16 protein-coding genes are annotated in these 19065 nt (G+C 57.3%); 9 read left to right on the top strand and 7 right to left on the bottom strand.

The window, feature by feature from the left end:
• The 7 genes from DBR30_RS04660 to DBR30_RS04630 form a co-directional block, all read left to right on the top strand.
• Positions 1-632 (top strand): tetratricopeptide repeat protein (locus DBR30_RS04660; protein WP_146181357.1); only part of this gene is annotated, 632 nt, incomplete at its 5' end.
• 20 nt (positions 633-652) lie between these two features.
• On the top strand, positions 653-2164 hold the full coding sequence (locus DBR30_RS04655) for a BatD family protein (RefSeq protein WP_108542624.1): 1512 nt from the start codon (positions 653-655) through the stop codon (positions 2162-2164).
• A gap of 12 nt (positions 2165-2176) precedes the next feature.
• Positions 2177-2776, top strand: coding sequence for a sigma-70 family RNA polymerase sigma factor (locus DBR30_RS04650; protein WP_108542625.1), 600 nt, complete (start codon positions 2177-2179; stop codon positions 2774-2776).
• Positions 2769-3548 carry a DUF3379 domain-containing protein gene (locus DBR30_RS04645; protein WP_108542626.1) on the top strand — a complete coding sequence of 260 codons (780 nt, stop codon included), beginning with the start codon at positions 2769-2771 and terminating at the stop codon, positions 3546-3548. The genes DBR30_RS04650 and DBR30_RS04645 overlap by 8 nt, the downstream gene beginning before the upstream one ends.
• Positions 3549-3950: 402 nt before the next feature.
• Positions 3951-5237, top strand: coding sequence for an outer membrane protein transport protein (locus DBR30_RS04640; protein ID WP_108542627.1), 1287 nt, complete (start codon positions 3951-3953; stop codon positions 5235-5237).
• A gap of 252 nt (positions 5238-5489) precedes the next feature.
• Positions 5490-6746 (top strand): outer membrane protein transport protein, encoded by a 1257-nt coding sequence (locus DBR30_RS04635; protein ID WP_108588209.1) that lies wholly within the window; start codon positions 5490-5492, stop codon positions 6744-6746.
• Between the two features lie 115 nt (positions 6747-6861).
• The gene (locus tag DBR30_RS04630; RefSeq protein ID WP_005333249.1) at positions 6862-8085 is read left to right on the top strand and encodes an EAL and HDOD domain-containing protein; all 1224 of its coding nucleotides are present in this window, start codon (positions 6862-6864) and stop codon (positions 8083-8085) included.
• Here the strand turns inward: DBR30_RS04630 and DBR30_RS04625 are convergent.
• A complete protein-coding gene (locus DBR30_RS04625; protein ID WP_108542628.1) occupies positions 8082-9257 on the bottom strand; it encodes a thiolase family protein in 1176 nt (391 codons plus the stop codon). The two genes, DBR30_RS04630 and DBR30_RS04625, sit on opposite strands and share 4 nt — an antisense overlap.
• Positions 9258-9379: 122 nt before the next feature.
• On the opposite strand from DBR30_RS04625, the gene DBR30_RS04620 reads away from it, so the two are divergent.
• The gene (locus DBR30_RS04620; RefSeq protein ID WP_005360322.1) at positions 9380-9772 is read left to right on the top strand and encodes a MerR family transcriptional regulator; all 393 of its coding nucleotides are present in this window, start codon (positions 9380-9382) and stop codon (positions 9770-9772) included.
• 106 nt (positions 9773-9878) lie between these two features.
• On the opposite strand, the gene rplY is transcribed toward DBR30_RS04620, so the two are convergent.
• From rplY to DBR30_RS21160, 6 genes are all read right to left on the bottom strand, one after another.
• Complete coding sequence (gene rplY / locus DBR30_RS04615) at positions 9879-10166, bottom strand: 50S ribosomal protein L25 (RefSeq protein ID WP_005333252.1); 288 nt, start codon at positions 10164-10166, stop codon at positions 9879-9881.
• Positions 10167-10282: 116 nt separating this feature from the next.
• Positions 10283-11170 (bottom strand): hypothetical protein, encoded by an 888-nt coding sequence (locus DBR30_RS04610; RefSeq protein WP_108542629.1) that lies wholly within the window; start codon positions 11168-11170, stop codon positions 10283-10285.
• A gap of 96 nt (positions 11171-11266) precedes the next feature.
• Positions 11267-15199, bottom strand: coding sequence for an ATP-dependent RNA helicase HrpA (gene hrpA / locus DBR30_RS04605; protein ID WP_108588208.1), 3933 nt, complete (start codon positions 15197-15199; stop codon positions 11267-11269).
• A 240-nt stretch (positions 15200-15439) separates the two neighbouring features.
• Positions 15440-15862 carry a CBS domain-containing protein gene (locus DBR30_RS04600; RefSeq protein WP_005333273.1) on the bottom strand — a complete coding sequence of 141 codons (423 nt, stop codon included), beginning with the start codon at positions 15860-15862 and terminating at the stop codon, positions 15440-15442.
• Positions 15863-15982: 120 nt separating this feature from the next.
• Complete coding sequence (locus tag DBR30_RS04595) at positions 15983-17260, bottom strand: HD domain-containing phosphohydrolase (protein WP_108542630.1); 1278 nt, start codon at positions 17258-17260, stop codon at positions 15983-15985.
• A 296-nt stretch (positions 17261-17556) separates the two neighbouring features.
• Positions 17557-17739 (bottom strand): hypothetical protein, encoded by a 183-nt coding sequence (locus DBR30_RS21160; protein WP_181363484.1) that lies wholly within the window; start codon positions 17737-17739, stop codon positions 17557-17559.
• 364 nt (positions 17740-18103) lie between these two features.
• Here DBR30_RS21160 and DBR30_RS04590 point away from each other — a divergent pair.
• Positions 18104-19065 (top strand): sulfatase-like hydrolase/transferase (locus tag DBR30_RS04590; RefSeq protein WP_258224280.1); only part of this gene is annotated, 962 nt, incomplete at its 3' end.

The following is a 19065-nucleotide window of genomic DNA, read 5'->3' as shown; positions in this document are numbered from 1 at the left end:
CCCCTCTCCCCGCCACGACCTCAGCCCTCACCCCGGCGCCACTGGATCTTGGCCCCTGGTTGCTGCTCCCCTTGTTACCGCTCGCCTTGCTGGCCAGAGTCGGCGCACGGTTGATGGTGGCGCTGATGATGGGAGCACAGCTGCTGGCGCCACAAGACCTGCAAGCCGCAGAGAAGGGAGATCTGCAAGCGATGCAGGCTTATCAAGAGGGGGATTTTCAGCGGGCCGCCCGCACCTTCAACGATCCGGTCTGGCGCGGTAACGCCTGGTATCGGGCTGGCGCCTACCGGCAAGCCATCGCAGCCTATCAGCAAGCGACGAGCGCCACCGCCCACTACAACCGCGGCAATGCCCTGCTGCAACTGGGGGAGTTCGCGTCCGCCAAAGAGGCCTATCTGGCCGCTCTGGCGCTTGAACCCGGCCATGAAGATGCGCTCTATAATCTCTCTCTGGTACAGGGCGCAGCGGCGGCTGCTCCCGATACCAGCAACAGCAAGCAGCCCGAACCATCGGCAGCTCAGCAGGCGACGGCAATGCCCCTTCCCCCCTCTCCCCCGGTGTTGCTGCTGGAGCAGCGACTGCGCAAAGAGGCACTACGCCGGGATCTGATCAAGGTGGAGGAGCCCTGGTGACACGGGCAGGATGGGGGCTGTTGCTCGCACTCGCGAGTCCACTTTGCTGGGCCTTGCCTCCACGGGCAGAGTTGCTGCCGGGGGCCGACCCCAACGATTGGCTGCTGATCATCGAAGCGGATGGCGAGCGCCAGAGCAACGAGCTGGAGATCACCCCCCTACTGCGCAAGTTTGCAGTGGGCAGAGTGACCATGAGCCGGGTCACGACCCCGGTACAACAACTGACTCGCTGGCAGATCCCGCTGCACCAGAGCGACTCACCCGCTAATACAAAGGTGGTGATTGCCCCGCTCAAGCTCGGAAATGAGTTCACCCCCTCGCTCACCCTGCCATTGAGAGAGGCGAAAACAGCCGCGCTGCCACAGCCCGCAGCCCCCTCGCCCCTCGAGATGCAGGCCAGCCTTGATCATCAGGGCCCGCTCTATCCCGGCCAGCCGGTGATCTACCGGCTGACACTGTGGCTGCCCACCAGTATGCGAAACCCGGCCCTGAGCGAGCTCAGCTCTGCCCACTTCACTATCCGTCGCCTCGGTAGCGATGAATGGATCGCACCCGCTCAGGCAGGTCTGCCCGGCAGGCTCACCCGCAGCTGGCTTATTCAGGCAAAAACGCCGGGACTCTGGTACCTCGACTCACCCCGCTTGCAGGGGCAGCTCACGCAGCAAGGGAGCAAGCCGCAAAAACTCTCGGCCCGTGCGGCACCGCTAGAGGTGAGGGTCGACAAAGCCCCCGCCACGCCGGTGGCCACCCGGCTGACCCTGAGCCAGCGGCTTGAACCGGCCACCATGGGGGAAGTGGGTGAACCGCTGATCCGGATCCTCACCCTGACCATGGAGAATGGTGACAGCGGCCAGATACAGCTTGCCCCCCTGATGGCCCATCAACTGCCAAGCGGCATACAGGCACATCCCGATGGCGAGCAACAGCAGGAGCGTTACCGAGATGGCAAGCTGCTGTTTGAGCGACAGTGGCGCCAGACTCTGGTTGTGGAGCAGAGCGGTGACTACCAGCTTCCCCCCATTGATCTGCCCTGGTTTAATACCCAAAGCGGCCGGATTGAGCAGGCCAGCCAGCCAGCCATCACGCTGACGTTTCAGGCAACGACAAATCGGCAACCTGATCAGCAGACATCGCAGGTGGCACTGCGAGAGAGCCTTTGGTGGGTCGTGCTGGCCATAACGCTGCGTGCGCTATGGCGCCACTGGCCCCGCTGGCGCGCCTTCTATCAACTGCAACGTGCCCTTGCCCAACACCAGCCGGATGCTAGTCGCAAGGCACTGATCCGATGGGCGACCTTGCGCTGGCAGGTTTCCTATTATCAATTAGGCCAGTTGCCCGACGCTGGGCATAATCGGCTCGGCAACGGGCTCGCCGCACTCGAGCGAGCCTGTTTTGCACGGCCCTCTTCTGGCCCGCCCATCGAGTGGCGCGCTCTGGCGCGATCCCTCAGGGCTGATGAAACGGCCGGTATTGCGCATCTGATTTACCTGCTGGCGCACGGGAGTTCCCGCTCCCGCCGCCACGCCCTCTGACAAGGATTGCCTATGGCACTGCTGTTTTTTAGAAAAAAACGTGCTCAGCAGCATATTGGTGGAAATGATCCGGCCACTTCGCCGGTCTCTGATCCCATGGCTGACAAACAAACCAAATTTGAAGCACTGGTTCATGCGCTGCACGGCGATCTCTACCGGTATGCCTACTGGCTGACTAGGGATCCCAACGTGGCGGAAGATCTGGTGCAAGAGACCTTCCTGCGTGCCTGGAAGGCTATCGACACCCTGCAGGATGACAAGGCGGCCAAAGGGTGGCTGATCACCATCCTCAGACGGGAGAACGCCCGCCGCTTTGAACGCAAACAGCTGGAGCTGGTGGATCTCGACGATCACCCTCAGCCCCAGCACGATGCGCTGCACAGCGAACAGGAAATGGAGAACGAGTGGTTGCACCGTCGCATCGCCCGATTGCCCGAGGAGTACCAGGAGCCACTGCTGCTGCAAGTCGTGGGAGGATTCAATGGTGAGGAGATTGCCGAGATGCTCGGCCTCAACAAGAACACCGTCATGACTCGACTGTTTCGCGCCCGCAACCAGATCAAGGAGGCGATGGAACAGAAGAACCAAGCAAGAGGACACGGACATGGATGAACTCGAATTTCGCCGCAACGCCATGACCCAGCCCAACGATCAACAAACGGACTTTCTCAAAACCGCTGAAGCAAGCCAGGCTAATCGGAACTACCTCGACGAGATGAAGCAGTTCGACAGAAGCCTCAAGCGTGCCATGCAGGTAGAGGTCCCCGCCGGACTGGCCGAGCGGATCCTGCTCAGGCAAGCCATGCTGCAAGACAGTGACGCGCCAGATGATATGCCGCCATCCCGCCCCCTTGGTACAGAGCCAGTCAAGATCCGGACATCGACATCCTGGCGCCAGATCGCCCTGGCTGCATCGGTCGCCTTCCTGCTGGGAATGAGCACCCGCTGGATCACGCTGCCAGAGACGGCTCCTGCGGCCCTCTCCCTCGCACAGGTGGCGATGGCTCATGTCTATGGCGAAGAACCCTTTATTGAAGGTGTCGATGAGCAGGTCAATCTGCATAACATCAATGCCAAGATGGAGAAGTATGGCGCCACCTTGAGCGGAATGGATGGGCTCAAGGTGACCTATGTCAATCACTGCTCGTTTTATCAGGGACCGGCCTTGCACATGGTGATCCAGGGAAAGATGGGGCCAGTCACCCTCTTTTTAGTGCCCAAACATGTGCCATTAACCCTGCAACAGGCCACCTTTGAAGATGGCACCCTCAAAGGGGAGATAGTCCAGCTCAAAGGCGCCAATATGGTACTGATTGGCGAGATGAAAGAGCCACTTGCCCCCGTTGCCAACGCCCTGCAGTCACGTCTGCAGTGGGACATTTAACATCGCAGGTTAACAACCTCAGAACCATCCTCAATAGCAGGCGGCGGTCACGAGCCGCTGCCTGTTCTCCCCCTGATTACTCCTCTTTGTCACTCATTTGCCTCAAGATTTCGAAAAATTGACAAAATTATTTTTGTGACGGAGATCGGCAATCCAGGTCAATATTCCGCCTTTAGACCGTGAAAATGATGAATTAAACAGCAGGTTAAAACAAATGATTAACACATCGATCACTTTTATGTATTCTGCTGTCACTGGTCTGATTTCTTACCTCCTACCAGATCCATAGAATCACGCCAGAATTGATTGGGAAGAAGCTGAAATAAAAACGGATTTTGTCGAGGTTTGCATTGAACGTGCAGCCAATATCGGCAAAAAAATCTGCCTACAAGAGAGAACACCATGACGACAACTATTTTCAAGAAGAGCCTGATTGCCGCCACCATCGCGCTGGCCACCGGTCAAGTCCATGCCGCGGCATTCCAGTTGAACGAGCACTCGGCCTCCGGTCTGGGTCGCGCCTATGCCGGTGAAGCAGCTATTGCCGACAACGCCTCCGTTCTGGCCCGTAACCCGGCCGCCATGACCACCTTCGACAAGATGGCAGTTTCTGTCTCCGGCACCTACATCAAACCGGATGTCGATGTGGATGGTGCTGTTTACGCTGGCGCGAACAAAATGGCTCCAGCCAGCGAAAGTGGCATTGCTCCGGCAGCCTTCGTTCCCGCCTCCTACTTTATTCAGCCGCTGAATGACCAGTGGGCTTGGGGTATTGGCATCTTCTCCAACTACGGTCTCTCCACCGAATACTCCAAAACCTTCCCGGCTGGTGCCGGTGCAGGTGATACCGAGTTGATGACCTTCAATATCAACCCGAACATTGCCTATCGCGTCAACGAACACTTCAGTGTCGGTGCTGGTATCAACGCCGTTTACGGTGCCGCCGAACTCAACCGCTATGCCGGTCTGCTGGGTCCGCTGAACCCACCTAGCCAGGGTGGCCCGCTGCCGACAGATACTCGCCTGGCTCACCTGAAAGGCGACACCTGGGGCTTTGGCTGGAACGTTGGCACTCTGTACGAAGTCAATGAGAACCATCGCTTTGCTCTGACCTACCGTTCACAGGTCGATATGAGCTTTGATGGTGACTTCCAGGGGCTCACTTCAGGGAACCGCACTGTTGATGGCAATCTGAAACTGGATCTGCCTGCACAAGCCGAGTTCGCCGGTTACCATCGCCTGAGCCCGCAGTTTGCTGTTCATTACTCTGTAAACTGGACTGACTGGAGCGCCTTCCAGGAGCTGAAAGCAACCAGCAGCCAATGTGCTGGCGGCGTATGTCTGCAAAAAGATGAGAAGTTTAAAGACTCTACTCGTTACTCAATCGGTGGTACCTGGTATATCAATCCGGCTTGGGAAGCGCGTCTGGGCTTCGCCTATGACAACACCCCGATCGAAGCTGACTACCGCAGCCTGAGCATTCCTGACTCAGACCGTATCTGGTACAGCGCCGGTGCCACCTACCATATCAACACCGATATGAGCGTTGACTTTGGTATGGCTTATCTGGACGGTAAAGAAGTTGACGTCAACGAAGGTCTGCGTAGCCACTCCGACAGCCTGCGTTGGAAAGGTACTTCCCACGGCAACGCCTTCCTGGCTTCTGCCCAGTTCAACATGAAGTTCTGATTATTGATAGAATGGAAAGAGCGCCGCCAGGCGCTCTTTTTTTATCCATAACTTAGATTTCAGCGCACACATGTAGCACACACGTGTTTATTTTTCTTTTCCAATCAAGCTATTAGAGTGCATCATCCCAGCATTTAATCTTGTTTTATCCAGATACTGGCCATTACCGTTGCCTTACTGGTCATACCATATAAAATCCTGCCTCCATTCATATGACCGATTGAACCTTCGGGTAACAGCAAGGATTTTGCCATGCATCCCATCATCAAACCGTCCGCCATCGCCCTACTGGTGATCGCGGGTCAGACCCATGCCGCCGGGTTCCAATTGGCTGAACAGTCCGCTACAGGACTGGGACGCGCCTTTGCCGGTGAGGCAGCCATCGCGGATAACGCCAGTGTACTCTCCCGCAATGCAGCAGCCATGACCCGCTTCGATCAGATGGCGCTCTCTGGCGGAGTCATCTATGTCAGTCCTGACGTCAATATTGAAGGCAACACCCGCTTGCCGACCAAAGCCGGTATCGTCACCTCCGATGCCAGTGCACACGATATCGCCGCCGCAGCCTGGGTACCCAACGCCTATCTCATCATTCCACTCAATGAGCAGTGGCGACTAGGCTTCTCGGCAACCTCTTACTACGGCCTTGGCGTCAAGATGCCGGATAACTACAGCGCGGGACACTTTGGCAATGTCTCCGATATCAAGACCATGGATCTGGGTACCTCACTCGCCTATCGCATCAATGAGATGTGGTCAATTGGTGCCGGGATCTCTGCTATTCAGGGCGAAGGCGAAGTCGGTGGCACCTTCCCTTCTCGCAACCTGATCGCAAAACATTTGCAAGGGGATGGCTGGGCATGGGGCTGGAATGTCGGCACCTTGCTGGAGTTGTCCGAACAAACCCGAATTGGCCTATCCTACCGTCACGATGTCAATTTGACACTCTCGGGTGATGCTATCGTGGGCCGACCCAATGCAGATGGCTCCGTTACCGAGATCAGAGATACCGGCAGTCTGGATCTGCCATTACCCGCCACCGCAGAACTGGCTGCATTCCATCAGCTGACTGACAAGCTGGCTCTCCACGGCAGCCTGAACTGGACCAACTGGAGCAAATTCGTTCAGTTGGAAGCTGATCTCAACAATTTGCAGAACATGCACATCAAGGACGAACACTGGGAAGATAGCTGGCGCTACGCCATCGGTATGACCTATCAGGTCACTCCCAAGTGGCAACTGCGCTCCGGTGTGGCCTATGACGCTAGCCCGGTGCCAGCCGATCGTCGTACCATCTCCATCCCAGATGCCGATCGGCTCTGGTACAGCCTAGGGATGGGGTATCAGTTCACCCCCGACCTGAGCGTGGATCTGGGGCTGACCCTGCTCGATGGCAAGAAAGTAGACGTGCATGAAAGCTTCACCCAAGGCAGCTATCAATCCCGCTTTGATGGTACCTCCGAAGGAGATGCCTGGCTGGCTGGTGCACAATTGAGCTATCTCTTCTAAATTCCTTCCCTGCAAAAAACGCTATGCCAATTATTGCCTTACTCAATAAGGTGAACACTGGCATAGTGTTCTGCAACACCATAAAATCAACCCAGTACCTTTACTGGAGCAAGGCATGTATTCCTACGTAGCAAGACAGCCGATCCTCGACAGAGACCTCAAAACTCATGCCTATGAGCTGCTCTTTCGCGATAGTCTGAATAATGTCTTCCCGAGCATCTCCTCCCAACAAGCGACGTCACGCCTGGTGGTCGAACAGTTCCTGCAACAAAATATCGATCAGCTCTTGGGCGGCCGCCCCTGCTTTATCAACTTCCCCCACTCACTGCTGCTGGAGGGATTGGCAGAGTGCCTGCCGCCCGAAAAAGTGGTGATTGAGATCCTGGAAGATTCCCCACCGGATGATGCCCTGCTGGAAAAGGTGAAACAGTTGCACAAGCTGGGATATCAACTGGCACTCGATGACTTCACCATGTCGCCGGATTGGGAGCGCTTCCTCCCCTTTATCCACATCATCAAGTTTGATCTGCGTGCCACCCCCCTGATGCAGATCAAAGTGTTTATCCAGCGGCATCAGACGCTGGGGCTCACCTATCTGGCGGAAAAAGTAGAGGACAAGGCGGAGTTCGAGCGGGTCAAACAGCTGGGGATCCAGCTGTTCCAGGGCTTTTTCTTCAGTCGACCCGAGATGGTCAAGCAAGCCACCATGGAGCCAGCGCAAGTCGTGGTGATGCAGTTGCTCAACGTAGTCAACGAGGCAGAGCCTGATATCAACAAGATTGAGCAGCTACTCGGTCAGGATATCTCCCTCTCCCTCAAGCTGCTGCGCTATGTCAACCATCTCAAAGGTCACACCAACCCTATTTCGTCATTTCGCCAGGCTGCCATCTATCTGGGCAACACCCAGCTAAAGCGCTTTGTCTCGCTGGTGGCTGCGACCAGCGCGGGCAAGGGCAAGAGCGCCGAGCTCTACCAGATGTCGATGATCCGTGCCCGCTTCTGTGAGCTGCTGGCCCATGCCCACGCCCCGAGCCAGCAGGCACAACAGGCCTTTATCACCGGTCTCTTCTCCCTGCTGGATGTACTGATGGAGCAGCCGATGGACAAGCTGCTCGGCACTATCCCTCTTATCGACGATATTCGGCTGGCGCTGCTGGAGCGAAAAGGCAATCTGGGTTTCTACCTCGCGTTTTGTGAAGATTACGAGAGCGCCAACTGGTCACGGGTAACGGCCAGAACAGCCCGCCTGGGGCTGAGCGAGGATAAGGTGAGTCACCTCTATCTGGCCGCCACCACCTGGGTCACGGAACAACTACTGGCGATGGAAGCCACCAATTAATTCGCCTCATCATTCACTTCGACCGCGATAGCGGTCGCCTCCCCGCCCCCGATACAGAGCGCGGCCACGCCTCGCCGCAAACCCCGTTGCCGCAGCGCGGCAATCAGCGTCACCAGAATGCGTGCGCCACTCGCCCCCAGCGGATGACCGAGTGCACAGGCCCCTCCATGCACATTGACCTTGTGATGAGGGATGCCGACACCGCTCATGGCCAGCATGGTGACCATGGCAAAGGCCTCGTTGATCTCAAAGAGATCCACCTCTTCCACCGACCATGCCAGACGCGACAGCAAGCGTGAAATGGCGCCAATGGGTGCAGAGGTAAACTCGGCGGGCAATGCCGCGTGGCTCTGATATCCGACGATCCTTGCCAGCACTGGTACCTGCCAAGCTTGCGCCGTGGCGCCATCCATCAATATCAGCGCAGCCGCACCATCCGAGATGGAGCTCGAATTGGCCGCCGTAATAGTGCCCTCCTTGCCAAAGGCAGGCTTCAGGGTCGGGATCTTCTCCGGTCTGCCCTTGCCGGGTTGTTCGTCTTCAGCCAGCAACAAGCACTCACCGCGATAGACGCTTGTCAGCTCGGACACAAACGCACCGGCGTGCTGCGCATCGCGGGCCCGCTGCAATGATGCCAAGGCAAACTCATCCATGGCACTGCGGGTCAAACCGGCCAGATCGGCGCTGCGCTGGGCATGTACCCCCATCAGCTGGCCATCATAGGCATCTTGCAAACCGTCGAGGAAGAGGTGGTCCAGCACCTTTTGATGCCCCATCCGAAAGCCGCTACGGGCGTTATCCAGCAGATAGGGGGCACGGCTCATGCTCTCCACCCCCCCCGCGACCACTACCCTGTTGTCACCAAGGCGGATGGTATCCGCCGCCAACATCACTGCTTTCATGCCGGATCCGCACACCTTGTTGACCGTAGTAGCGGGCACACTATCTGGCAACCCTGCTTTCAACAACGCCTGCCGGGCTGGCGCTTGCCCCACGCCCGCCGCCAGCACATTGCCCATAAACACTTCATCGACCTGCTCGGGAACAAGCCCGCTTTGCTGCAGTGCCGCCTCGATGGCACAGGCGCCCAACTCAGGCGCAGTCACCTCTGCCAATGCCCCCTGAAACGCCCCCATCGGAGTCCGTTTTGCCGCCACAATTGCAATATCCATTTGCCTGCCTCTGTTTGTTACATGGCCATAACATAGGGGTTCTGACGCGATGGAACAAGAGTTGCAGTGCAGTTTACGTTTAGGTAAGGTGCAGACAGGATTTAGTTCGCCAAGAAGTCTGTATGAACAACAAGGATGAAGGACGGCGCTTCAGCATCAGTGAGCTGGCCCGGGAATTTGATATTACGACGCGCAGTATCCGTTTCTACGAGGATCAGGGGTTGCTCAATCCCGCCCGAGAGGGACAAACCCGCATTTACAGCAAGCAGGATCGGGTTCGCCTCAAGCTCACCCTGCGCGGCAAGCGGCTCGGATTCAGCCTCGCCGAGATCCGCGAGCTGTTTGATCTCTATGATGCCGACAAGAGCAGCCGCACCCAGTTACAGACCATGCTGGGACTGGTTGAGGAAAAACGGGAGACACTGCAACAGCAGATGGAAGATATCAGGATGGTACTGCTGGAGCTTGATGCCGCCGAGCAGCGCTGCCAACAGGCCCTTAGCCAGCTGGGATAACCGCCTCGTTGGCTTATCAGGTAAGTCCTTTCAGCCCGCTCACAAGATGCCAGATAGCAAAAAGCCACTCCTAAGAGCGGCTTTTCTTCAACCTGATGGTTCGCTATTAAACGCGAACGAAGTCCAGGTGGATCAGCTTGTAACGTACCGGGTGACGCTGGATAGCTTTCACTTTTACGTTAACTTCTTCACCGTTGATAACCAGAGTCAGTACAGACTCATAAAATTCCGGCTTCTCTTGAGCCAGGATCATTTTCTTGTGGTCAACAGTGATGGACAGGGCTTCTTTGCCTGCACCGTAAACGATGGCAGGAACTTGGTCAGCTTGACGCAGGCGGCGGCTCGCACCTTTCCCCAGGTCAGAACGGACTTCAGCTTGGAATACGAAAGACATAGTATGTATCTCTTTTGGATGAATTTATGGTGCTAACTGCGACCGGTCAGCACCTCGCAAAACGAGCGCGAATACTACCACGGGCCAAATTCGGATACAAGGTACCGACTCGGCATTTAGCGCCCCTGCTCCAACCGGGCGAACTGCTGCTGACGCTGGGCCGGGCTCAGGGCATCAAACCGCGCCAGGGTCTCGGCGCGCGGGCAGTAGAGTCCCTCACCCGTTCTGACCCGAATGCTCTTGCCAAGCCGCGGCTGGTTCTCTGCCACCAGCGCCAGCAAATAGCTGTAGGTATCTGCTCCCCGAGCGCTGGATAATTGGTTCGCTATACGCCACAGGGTCTCCCCTGCGGCGACCTGATGACACACAGTTTGTGGACCGCCGACCGCAGGAGCCGAGAGGGTAAGCATGGCGTCACTGCCTGCGGATAAGCTAGCCGTGTGGCTGGCGAGCGCCATATGGTCGCTCGCTACTCCCTCATATCCTTGGGCACCACTCATCCCCGCTGTGCGAAAGGTCACCCCCAGCTGAGCGAGCAGAGGTTCGCTCTCGTCGGGGTCGCTGGGCATATCAACACCACCGAACGCGTCTTGGGGTGTGCGGAACTCGGCAATAAAGGGCGCGACAGGTTGCGCGTGATAAGCAGGGAACTCACGCCCCTGCTGCACGATTGCACCAGCCGCAACAGCCTGCCCGGGGACAACCCCGTAAGCCATCTCGTCGATGCGCCGCAGCCTTGCCAGATAGGTTTTGGAGAGCTGCGCCTCCCCCTCGAACAGATCGAAAGGGGGGACCAGCCGGGCGGGAAAGAGGATCTGCCAGCGACCGTGCTTCTGCTTTTGGGCCAGCGGCGGAAACTGATTGCCACGCCAGGCCACAAACATCGCAGGCGGCGTGCGCGCCAGCGGGTAATATTCCGGGTTCAACTGCACCCAGGTTTGTTCCGCGATGGGTTGATAACCGCTGATCACCACCTGCGCCACACTCAACCAGATCCCCAGCATCCTTGCCTCCCTGACTTGCGGTTTGAAGGGAGCCAACTGACTGGCAACCCCTTCTCATCACGCGCTATCGTGCTGTTAAAACAGTTAGATAGCAGCTTAGCACTGAGCGATGGCGTTAAGCACCCGTTTATCGGAGACCGGATAAGGGGTTCCCAGATTCTGGGCAAAGAAGGATACCCGCAGCTCCTCGATCATCCAGCGAATATTGGCCACCTCGGTCGGCACCAGCTGGGATTTGGGGATCTTGGCCAGCAGCGCCTTGTACTCCGACTCCACGCTGTGCACTTTGAGCATGTAGACCCGATCCCGGTTGGGATCGATGGCGAGCTTCTCCAGGCGTCGTTCGATGGCGCGCAGATAGCGCAGCAAATCAGGCAACCGCTGCCAGCCGGTCTCGGTGACAAAACCTTTGTGAATAAGGTTGCCGAGCTGCTGCTGGATATCCGACATGGCAAAAGCGGTGTCGAGCTGCATCTTGCCCTTGAGCCGTTTCTTGATCTCATGGGAGAGCGTCAGTACGGCCTCCACCTGCTTGGCTACCTCCACCACCGCATCGTTGAGCTCGGCACGGACAAACTCTTTGAGCGCCTCGAAACCGGCCTCGTCCCAAGCCAGTCCGCCATGCTGCTCAATCAGCTTGTCGCAGCCGCAGGCGATGCAGTCGTCAATCAGTTCAGCCACCTTGCCAAACGGGTTGAAATAGAGCCCCAGCTTGGCCTTGTTGGGCAGCTTCTCCTGCAGATACTTGATAGGTGATGGCACGTTGAGCAGCACCAGCCGGCGCTGGCCCGCCCACATCAGCTGCTGCTGCACCACAGGGCTCTCCACCAACTGGATGGCGACCGAATCTTTCTCGTCTACCAATGCCGGATAGGCTTTCACCTCGAAGCCGCCGCGCTTCTGGCTGTACTCCTGCGGCAGCTCGCCAAAGCTCCACAGGGTGAGGCCGGACTGTTCGATGTCATCGTCCGCCACTTGCGACAGGGTCTCCTGCACCTTGCCGCGCAGCGACTCTTTCAATGCCTCCAGGTCTTTCCCTTCAGCCACCTTCTTGTGCTTGTCATCCACCACCCGGAAGGTGAGTTTGAGGTGATCGGGCACCGCAGCCCAGTCCCAGGATTCGCGAGGTACGGTGACGCCGGTCATGCGGCGCAGCTGACGTTCCATCTCGTCCAGCAGCGACCCCTGTTCGGGGTTGATGCTGGCTAGCAGCGACCCCTGTTCGGGGTTGATGCTGGCTAGCAGCGCATCGGCATAGTTGGGGGCCGGTACGAAGTTCTTGCGCATCAGCTTTGGCATCGACTTGATGAGAGCCACCAACAGCTCATGACGCAGCCCGGGGATCAGCCACTCGAACCCCTTCACCTCCACCTGATTCAGGAGCGGCAGCGGAATATGCAGGGTCACGCCATCGGCGGCCTCCCCCGGCTCGAACTGATAGGTCAACTTGAGCTTGAGGCGCCCCTGCTGCCAGAAGTTGGGGTAGTCGAAATCGCTGATGTGGGCAGCATCCCCCTTCATCAGCATCTCTTTTTCGAAGTTGAGCAGCTCGGCGTCCTGCTTTTGCGCCTCTTTCCACCACTTGTCGAAGTGACGGGCGGAGATCACCTCCTCCGGCAAGCGAGCATCGTAGAAGCGGAACAGATCCTCGTCATCCACCAGAATGTCGCGACGACGGGATTTGTGCTCCAGCGCCTCTACCTCGGCCAGGAGCTTGCGATTATCGCTGAAGAAACGGTGGCGGGTCTCGAAATCCCCTTCCACCAGGGCGCGGCGGATAAACAGCTCACGACACAGCGCCGGATCGAGGCGACTGAAGTTGATGGTGCGCTCATTAACCAGCGTCAGGCCATACAGCGTCACCTTCTCCTTGGCCATCACAGCGCCGTTTTTCTTCGACCAGTGAGGATCGCTATGGTGCAACTTGATGAGATGGCCCGCCAGCGGCTCCACCCACTCGGGTTCAATCTTGGCGTTGATGCGGGCGAAGAGGCGCGAGGTTTCCACCAATTCTGCGGCCATCACCCACTTGGGCGGCTTCTTGAACAGACCCGAGGCCGGGAAGAGGTGGAAGCGGCCGTTGCGGGCGCCGAGAAACTCCGGTTTTTCCAGATCCTTGTTGCCGATATGGCTCAAGAGGCCGGTCAGCAGCGCGCAGTGCACCGTCTTGAAATCTGCCGGTTCATGGTTGGCTTTAAAACCAAGCTCCTTGACTGTCTGACGCAGCTGGAAGTGAATGTCCTGCCACTCGCGCACCCGCAGGTAGGAGAGAAACTCCTTCTGGCACATGCGGCGGAACGGGTTGCTGCCAAGGGCATCCTGCTGCTCTTTCAGGTAGTTCCACAGATTGACGAAGGCGAGGAAATCGGAATCCTTGTCTTCAAAACGTCTGTGCTGCTCATCGGCGGCCTGCTTCTTCTCCATGGGCCGCTCGCGGGGATCCTGAATGCTGAGGGCCGCAGTGATCACCATCACCTCGCTCAGGCAGCCAGTCTGCGCCGCGCTGATCACCATCTTCGCCAGACGCGGATCAAGAGGGATGCGCGAGAGCTGGCGACCGGTCTCGGTCAGCTGCAGCTTGGCTTCGCGATCGCCGGTGGCGGGCAGCTCGCGCACCGCCTCCAGCTCTTTCAAGAGGGTCAGGCCATCCTTGATATGGCGCGACTCAGGCGGCTCGACGAACGGGAAGGCCTCCATGTTGCCAAGGCCGAGCGCCAGCATCTGCAGGATGACGGAGGCCAGGTTGGTGCGCAGGATCTCGGGGTCAGTAAAGGCGGGACGGCTATTGAAATCCTCCTCCGAGTAGAGGCGGATACAGATACCATCCGCCACCCGACCGCAACGCCCTTTACGCTGGTTGGCACTGGCCTGGGAGACCGGTTCGATGGGCAGGCGCTGCACCTTGGTGCGCCAGGAGTAACGGCTGATGCGGGCGGTACCCGGATCGATGACGTAACGAATGCCCGGCACCGTCAGCGAGGTCTCCGCCACGTTGGTGGCCAGCACGATGCGCCGTCCGGCGTGTTGCTGGAACACCTTGTTCTGCTCGGCGTTGGAGAGGCGGGCGTAGAGCGGCAGCACCTCGGTATCGCGCAGGTTGAGCTTGCGCAGGGCATCGGCAGTATCGCGGATCTCCCGCTCGCCATTCATGAAGATAAGGATATCCCCCAACCCTTCGCGGGCCAGCTCCTCCACCGCATCGAAGATCCCCTGCAACTCATCGCGCTCTTCCAGCCCTTCACTTTTATCACTGGTGAGCGGACGGTAGCGCACCTCCACCGGATAGGTGCGACCGGAGACCTCGATCACCGGCGCCTTGTTGAAATGGCGGGAGAAACGTTGCGGGTCGATGGTGGCCGAGGTGATGATCACCTTGAGGTCGGGGCGTTTTGGCAGCAGCTGTTTCAGATAACCCAGAATGAAGTCGATGTTGAGGCTGCGCTCGTGGGCCTCATCGATAATGATGGTGTCGTACTGGGTCAGCATCCGGTCGTTCTGGATCTCCGCCAGCAGGATACCGTCGGTCATCAGCTTGATGTGGGTCTGCTCGCTCACCTGATCGGTAAAGCGAACCTTGTAACCCACGTAGTGGCCAAGCTCGGACTCCATCTCCTCGGCAATACGGGCCGCGACAGTGCGGGCCGCCAGACGGCGCGGCTGAGTGTGGCCGATAAAGCCCTTCACCCCACGCCCGAGCGCCAGACAGATCTTGGGGATCTGGGTGGTCTTGCCCGAGCCGGTTTCCCCGGCGATGATCACTACTTGATGCTCTGCAATGGCTTTAGCGATCTCCGCCTGCTTCTGACTGACCGGCAGATTGTCCGGATAGGTGACCTTGGGCACTCCGGCCAGACGGGTTTGATAACGCGCTTGCGCGGCATCCAGATCGGCAGCGATGGTCTCCAGCACGGCGGCCTGTTTGCCTTCAGGCAGCTTCTTGACCCCGTGCAGACGGCTGGAAAGGCGGCGGGCGTCGAGGTTCATGCAGGCAGAGAGACGGCGGCGCAGCGCCTCGATAGAGAGAGACAAGGTACGAATTCCTTAAATAGGTGCCCAGAGGGGCCATATCGATAAGCTGCGAGCGATCCTAAAGAGCGAGCGGGAACGGTGCAAGCCTTAACATAGCGTTATATATGGGAAGACTGAGAGATTGGCCGATCCTCAAACATTACAAAACAATCATTGTAAGATGGCATAACATGAATAAATCGCAGCATATGAAATAGCCAAGGCAAGCCGAAGCTTGCCTTGGGAGAGAGAAAAACAGGATTAACCGTGGGTGTGATGGACAAAACAGGTGGTGAGCTGGGCGTGAATGGCCTGCATGACATTGTGACGATTGATGACACCGAGCAGACGCCCCTCCTCCACTACCGGATAGATCTTCGGCTTTTGCCCCATCATCATCTCTGCCAGACTCAAAATGCTGGTATCGGGACCCACCGACAACACCTCCTTGCGCATCACATCCTTGACCTGCGCCACCTGTTCGCAGTGATAGGCTTCCTTAAGCAGCACTGCGATGCAATCCTGCTCGGAGATCCAGCCAATCAGATGGCCCTGCCCATCCACAACAGGTCCACCGAGCTGATGACTGTTCAGAAATTTCTCGACCGCAGCTTGCACCATCATGTCGGCAGTGAAGGTGATGGGTCTGCTCTGCATATAATCCTTGGCTTTTAGCGATTCCATATCTGCTCCCCTACGGTAGTCCATCAAGCTGGCGTCTTGTGCGCCGGTACCGGCACCATGCTCGGCTTGTTCCAAGCATAGCTGGCTCCCGGCAGTATGAGTCAGCGGCCAGCCTCTCCCTCAATTGATGGCATGATCCGGTTCGCGATCCGGAATGGCTGCCATCATCATCTGCGGCAGGTGATCGGCCAGCACCGCCACCACAGCGGGATCGACCCGCCCCTGATCCGCCAGTTGCTGCATAAAGGTCAATGCGTCACGGGCAGGCAGACCGCGCCGATAAGGTCTGTCCTGCACCATTGCCTGAAAAATATCAGCGACCCGCAGGATCCGCGCTTCGAGCGCCATGGCGGATGCCGGCAGGTGGAACGGATAGCCCTCCCCATCAGGCTCCTCATGGTGATAGGCCGCCCAACAGGCAATCTCCTCAAACCCTTCGATATGACGCAGGATCTGGTAAGTCTCGAAGCTGTGGGTATTGATGATGGCCCGCTCCTCTTTCGTCAGGCTGGCAGGCTTGTCGAGGATCTCGTCCGGCACCCTGAGCTTGCCCAGATCATGCAACAAACCGGCAATCTCCAGCATGTCACAATGGATGGCACTGACTCCCATCTGCTCGGCCAATGCCCGAGACAACCTGCTCACACCGAGTGAATGCGTCATCGTGAATGGGCTTTTGGCGTCAACAATGCCGGAGAAGATCTGCGCCAGTGCTTTTAGCTCCCCGTTGAAGGTCAGGCAAGGCTCCCGCACCTGCAGCATCTCCAGCATGTAATCATTGATGGAGCGAGCTTCCAGCTGCAGCCAGAATGCCTCAGAGCGAGACGCCTTGAGGAAGGCATCCACCAGCTCGGGGGCAAAGAACTCGTCACGGAACTCCTGCAGGCGTGCGCGGATCTCGTTGGTATGCATCAACAATGAACCATCGCCATAGTAGGGTGCCGCCAACGCATCGCAGCGATCCACCAGAAAGATAAGATTGGCCTGACGGGCTACATTGGGGTCCACATCGGCCATCTCGCGCAACAGGTGCCAGTGGGTATGGTGATAACGGATAGGCAGGGCCAGCGGGGCCAGTAAACGGAAATCCTTGAGCAGCTGATATCCCACCTCGCAGTGGCGCTGGGAGGACTCCCAATCGAACTCGCTGACCAGATGGTGATGGGTGATGGTCGAGGAGACACCGATATCATGCAGCACCCCCAACTCGAACAGCAGACAGCGTTCGGCCTCACTCATCCCCAGCTCCCGGCTGCACTCGGCAGCCATAATCCCGACCCGTTTACCGTGGGCCACATCGCCAATGCCCACCAGATCCAGCGAGGCTGACAGGGCATACACCACCTGCCTTAGATCCACTTGCAATGAAAAGGGGGCTGCGCCCTGCGCTCTGTCCATGATCCGGGTCCCATGCGATGTTGTTGTATCAAACTGGCGCTGTTTTATGCTTCGCCTTCTATCAACTTAGTCAATAGTCGAGCCTTTTACCTTGTTTTTATAGGCATTTATGACCCTGGCACCTTGAATAGACAAAGATCACAGCTGGATTTATTTGGCCACTCCCATTCAAGTCATATGTATCCGTTCAAAAATATGGGAGCAGGCTTTTTAAATCTCGCGATGACATTGTGAGCAGTTTTAAAAATTCATATCTAAGCGAAACAATCAACACCCCAACTTTACTTAATTATGACTTAATCAGAATTAAAGAGTGCTCGGCTTGCCAGTAAGAGTTTTGAATAAAGGCACACCACAACGCCCATAACTGCCACCATCCCCAAATTAATTAACCAAACTGTGAATTCCATCACCCATTTATTCGTCTTGTCGCCATCGATAGCGGTAGACACCTCCGCCTTCTGGATACAGCTTCCCATGCTCGCTCCAGCCCACCCGATAGCCTGCGACCGAAAGGTTGGAGAAAAAATAACGGATAACCAGCGGTTATATTCGCTATAAGGCGACAGGGATAAACGGGATTTATAGAGTGAAACTGTTGAAAGCTGATTTCCAAGCTGCGGTTAACACAGGCTATTCAGGTCATATCACTCTTTGCAGGTCATAACGACAGCGATAAAGGGGAATGTGCCCATCCGGGTATTCCATCCCCTCCAACAGCCTGCACGGGATGATATTTCCACCGCGTTAAACGCACGCTGCTTTCATCGCCCATTTTGTGTACCAATTCGCATCAGATTAGGAGTGGAGCCAATAATGGCCATTCAAATAAACAAAATAGCCATGAGCCTTGCCTTAATGGCCACCGCTGGTAGTGCCACAGCAGCCGCCAAGCCCAATATTCTTGCCATCATGGGCGATGACATCGGCTACTGGAACATCAGTGCCTACAACCAGGGGATGATGGGCTACCAGACCCCGAACCTGGACAGAATCGCCAATGAAGGTGCCCTCTTTACCGATCACTACGGTCAGCAATCCTGCACCGCCGGCCGCGCCGCCTTCATTACCGGTGAAGAGCCATTCCGTACCGGTCTGCTGACCATCGGCATGCCCGGATCCACCCACGGCATTCCGGATTGGGCACCCACCATCGGTGATCTGCTCAAAGAGCAGGGTTACATGACGGCTCAGTTCGGCAAGAACCATTTGGGCGATCAGAACCAGCATCTACCGACCAAGCACGGTTTCGACGAGTTCTTCGGCAACCTCTACCACCTCAATGCAGAAGAAGAACCAGAAACCTACTACTACCCGAAAGATCCGGAGTTCAAGAAGAAGTTCGGCCCACGCGGCGTCATCAAATCTTCTGCCGACGGCAAGATTGAAGATACCGGCCCCATGACCCGCAAGCGCATGGAGCATGCTGACGAAGAGTTCCTCGAGTCCTCGCTGGCGTTCATGGAGAAAGCAGTCAAGGCCAAGAAGCCCTTCTTCATCTGGCACAACGCCACCCGCATGCATGTCTGGACCCGTCTGCAAGAGAAGTATCAGGGTAAATCCGGCGTCAGCATCTATGCCGATGGCATGCTGGAACACGATGATCAGGTGGGGATCCTGCTCGACAAACTGGACGAGCTGGGGGTCGCTGACAACACCATCGTGATCTACACCACTGACAACGGCGCCGAGACCGTCAGCTGGCCGGATGGCGGCACCACACCCTTCTATGGCGAAAAAGGCACCACATGGGAGGGCGGGATGCGGGTTCCGCAACTGGTTCGCTGGCCGGGTGTGATCAAGCC

This window comes from Aeromonas sp. HMWF017 (assembly GCF_003061465.1).
Taxonomy (GTDB): Bacteria; Pseudomonadota; Gammaproteobacteria; order Enterobacterales; family Aeromonadaceae; genus Aeromonas; species Aeromonas veronii.
Note: the sequence above shows the minus strand (reverse complement) of the source record. Positions and strands in the feature narration are given on the sequence as shown.

Excerpts from the sequence above, each read along its gene's own strand:
- DBR30_RS04595 (WP_108542630.1), bottom strand. The coding sequence starts at position 17,260 with ATGGACAGAGCGCAGGGCGCAGCCCCCTTTTCATTGCAAGTGGATCTA.
- DBR30_RS04630 (WP_005333249.1), top strand. The coding sequence starts at position 6,862 with ATGTATTCCTACGTAGCAAGACAGCCGATCCTCGACAGAGACCTCAAA.
- DBR30_RS04620 (WP_005360322.1), top strand. The coding sequence starts at position 9,380 with ATGAACAACAAGGATGAAGGACGGCGCTTCAGCATCAGTGAGCTGGCC.
- DBR30_RS04645 (WP_108542626.1), top strand. The coding sequence starts at position 2,769 with ATGGATGAACTCGAATTTCGCCGCAACGCCATGACCCAGCCCAACGAT.
- DBR30_RS04600 (WP_005333273.1), bottom strand. The coding sequence starts at position 15,862 with ATGGAATCGCTAAAAGCCAAGGATTATATGCAGAGCAGACCCATCACC.
- rplY (WP_005333252.1), bottom strand. The coding sequence starts at position 10,166 with ATGTCTTTCGTATTCCAAGCTGAAGTCCGTTCTGACCTGGGGAAAGGT.
- DBR30_RS04625 (WP_108542628.1), bottom strand. The coding sequence starts at position 9,257 with ATGGATATTGCAATTGTGGCGGCAAAACGGACTCCGATGGGGGCGTTT.
- DBR30_RS04640 (WP_108542627.1), top strand. The coding sequence starts at position 3,951 with ATGACGACAACTATTTTCAAGAAGAGCCTGATTGCCGCCACCATCGCG.
- DBR30_RS21160 (WP_181363484.1), bottom strand. The coding sequence starts at position 17,739 with ATGGGAAGCTGTATCCAGAAGGCGGAGGTGTCTACCGCTATCGATGGC.
- DBR30_RS04650 (WP_108542625.1), top strand. The coding sequence starts at position 2,177 with ATGGCACTGCTGTTTTTTAGAAAAAAACGTGCTCAGCAGCATATTGGT.
- DBR30_RS04610 (WP_108542629.1), bottom strand. The coding sequence starts at position 11,170 with ATGCTGGGGATCTGGTTGAGTGTGGCGCAGGTGGTGATCAGCGGTTAT.
- DBR30_RS04635 (WP_108588209.1), top strand. The coding sequence starts at position 5,490 with ATGCATCCCATCATCAAACCGTCCGCCATCGCCCTACTGGTGATCGCG.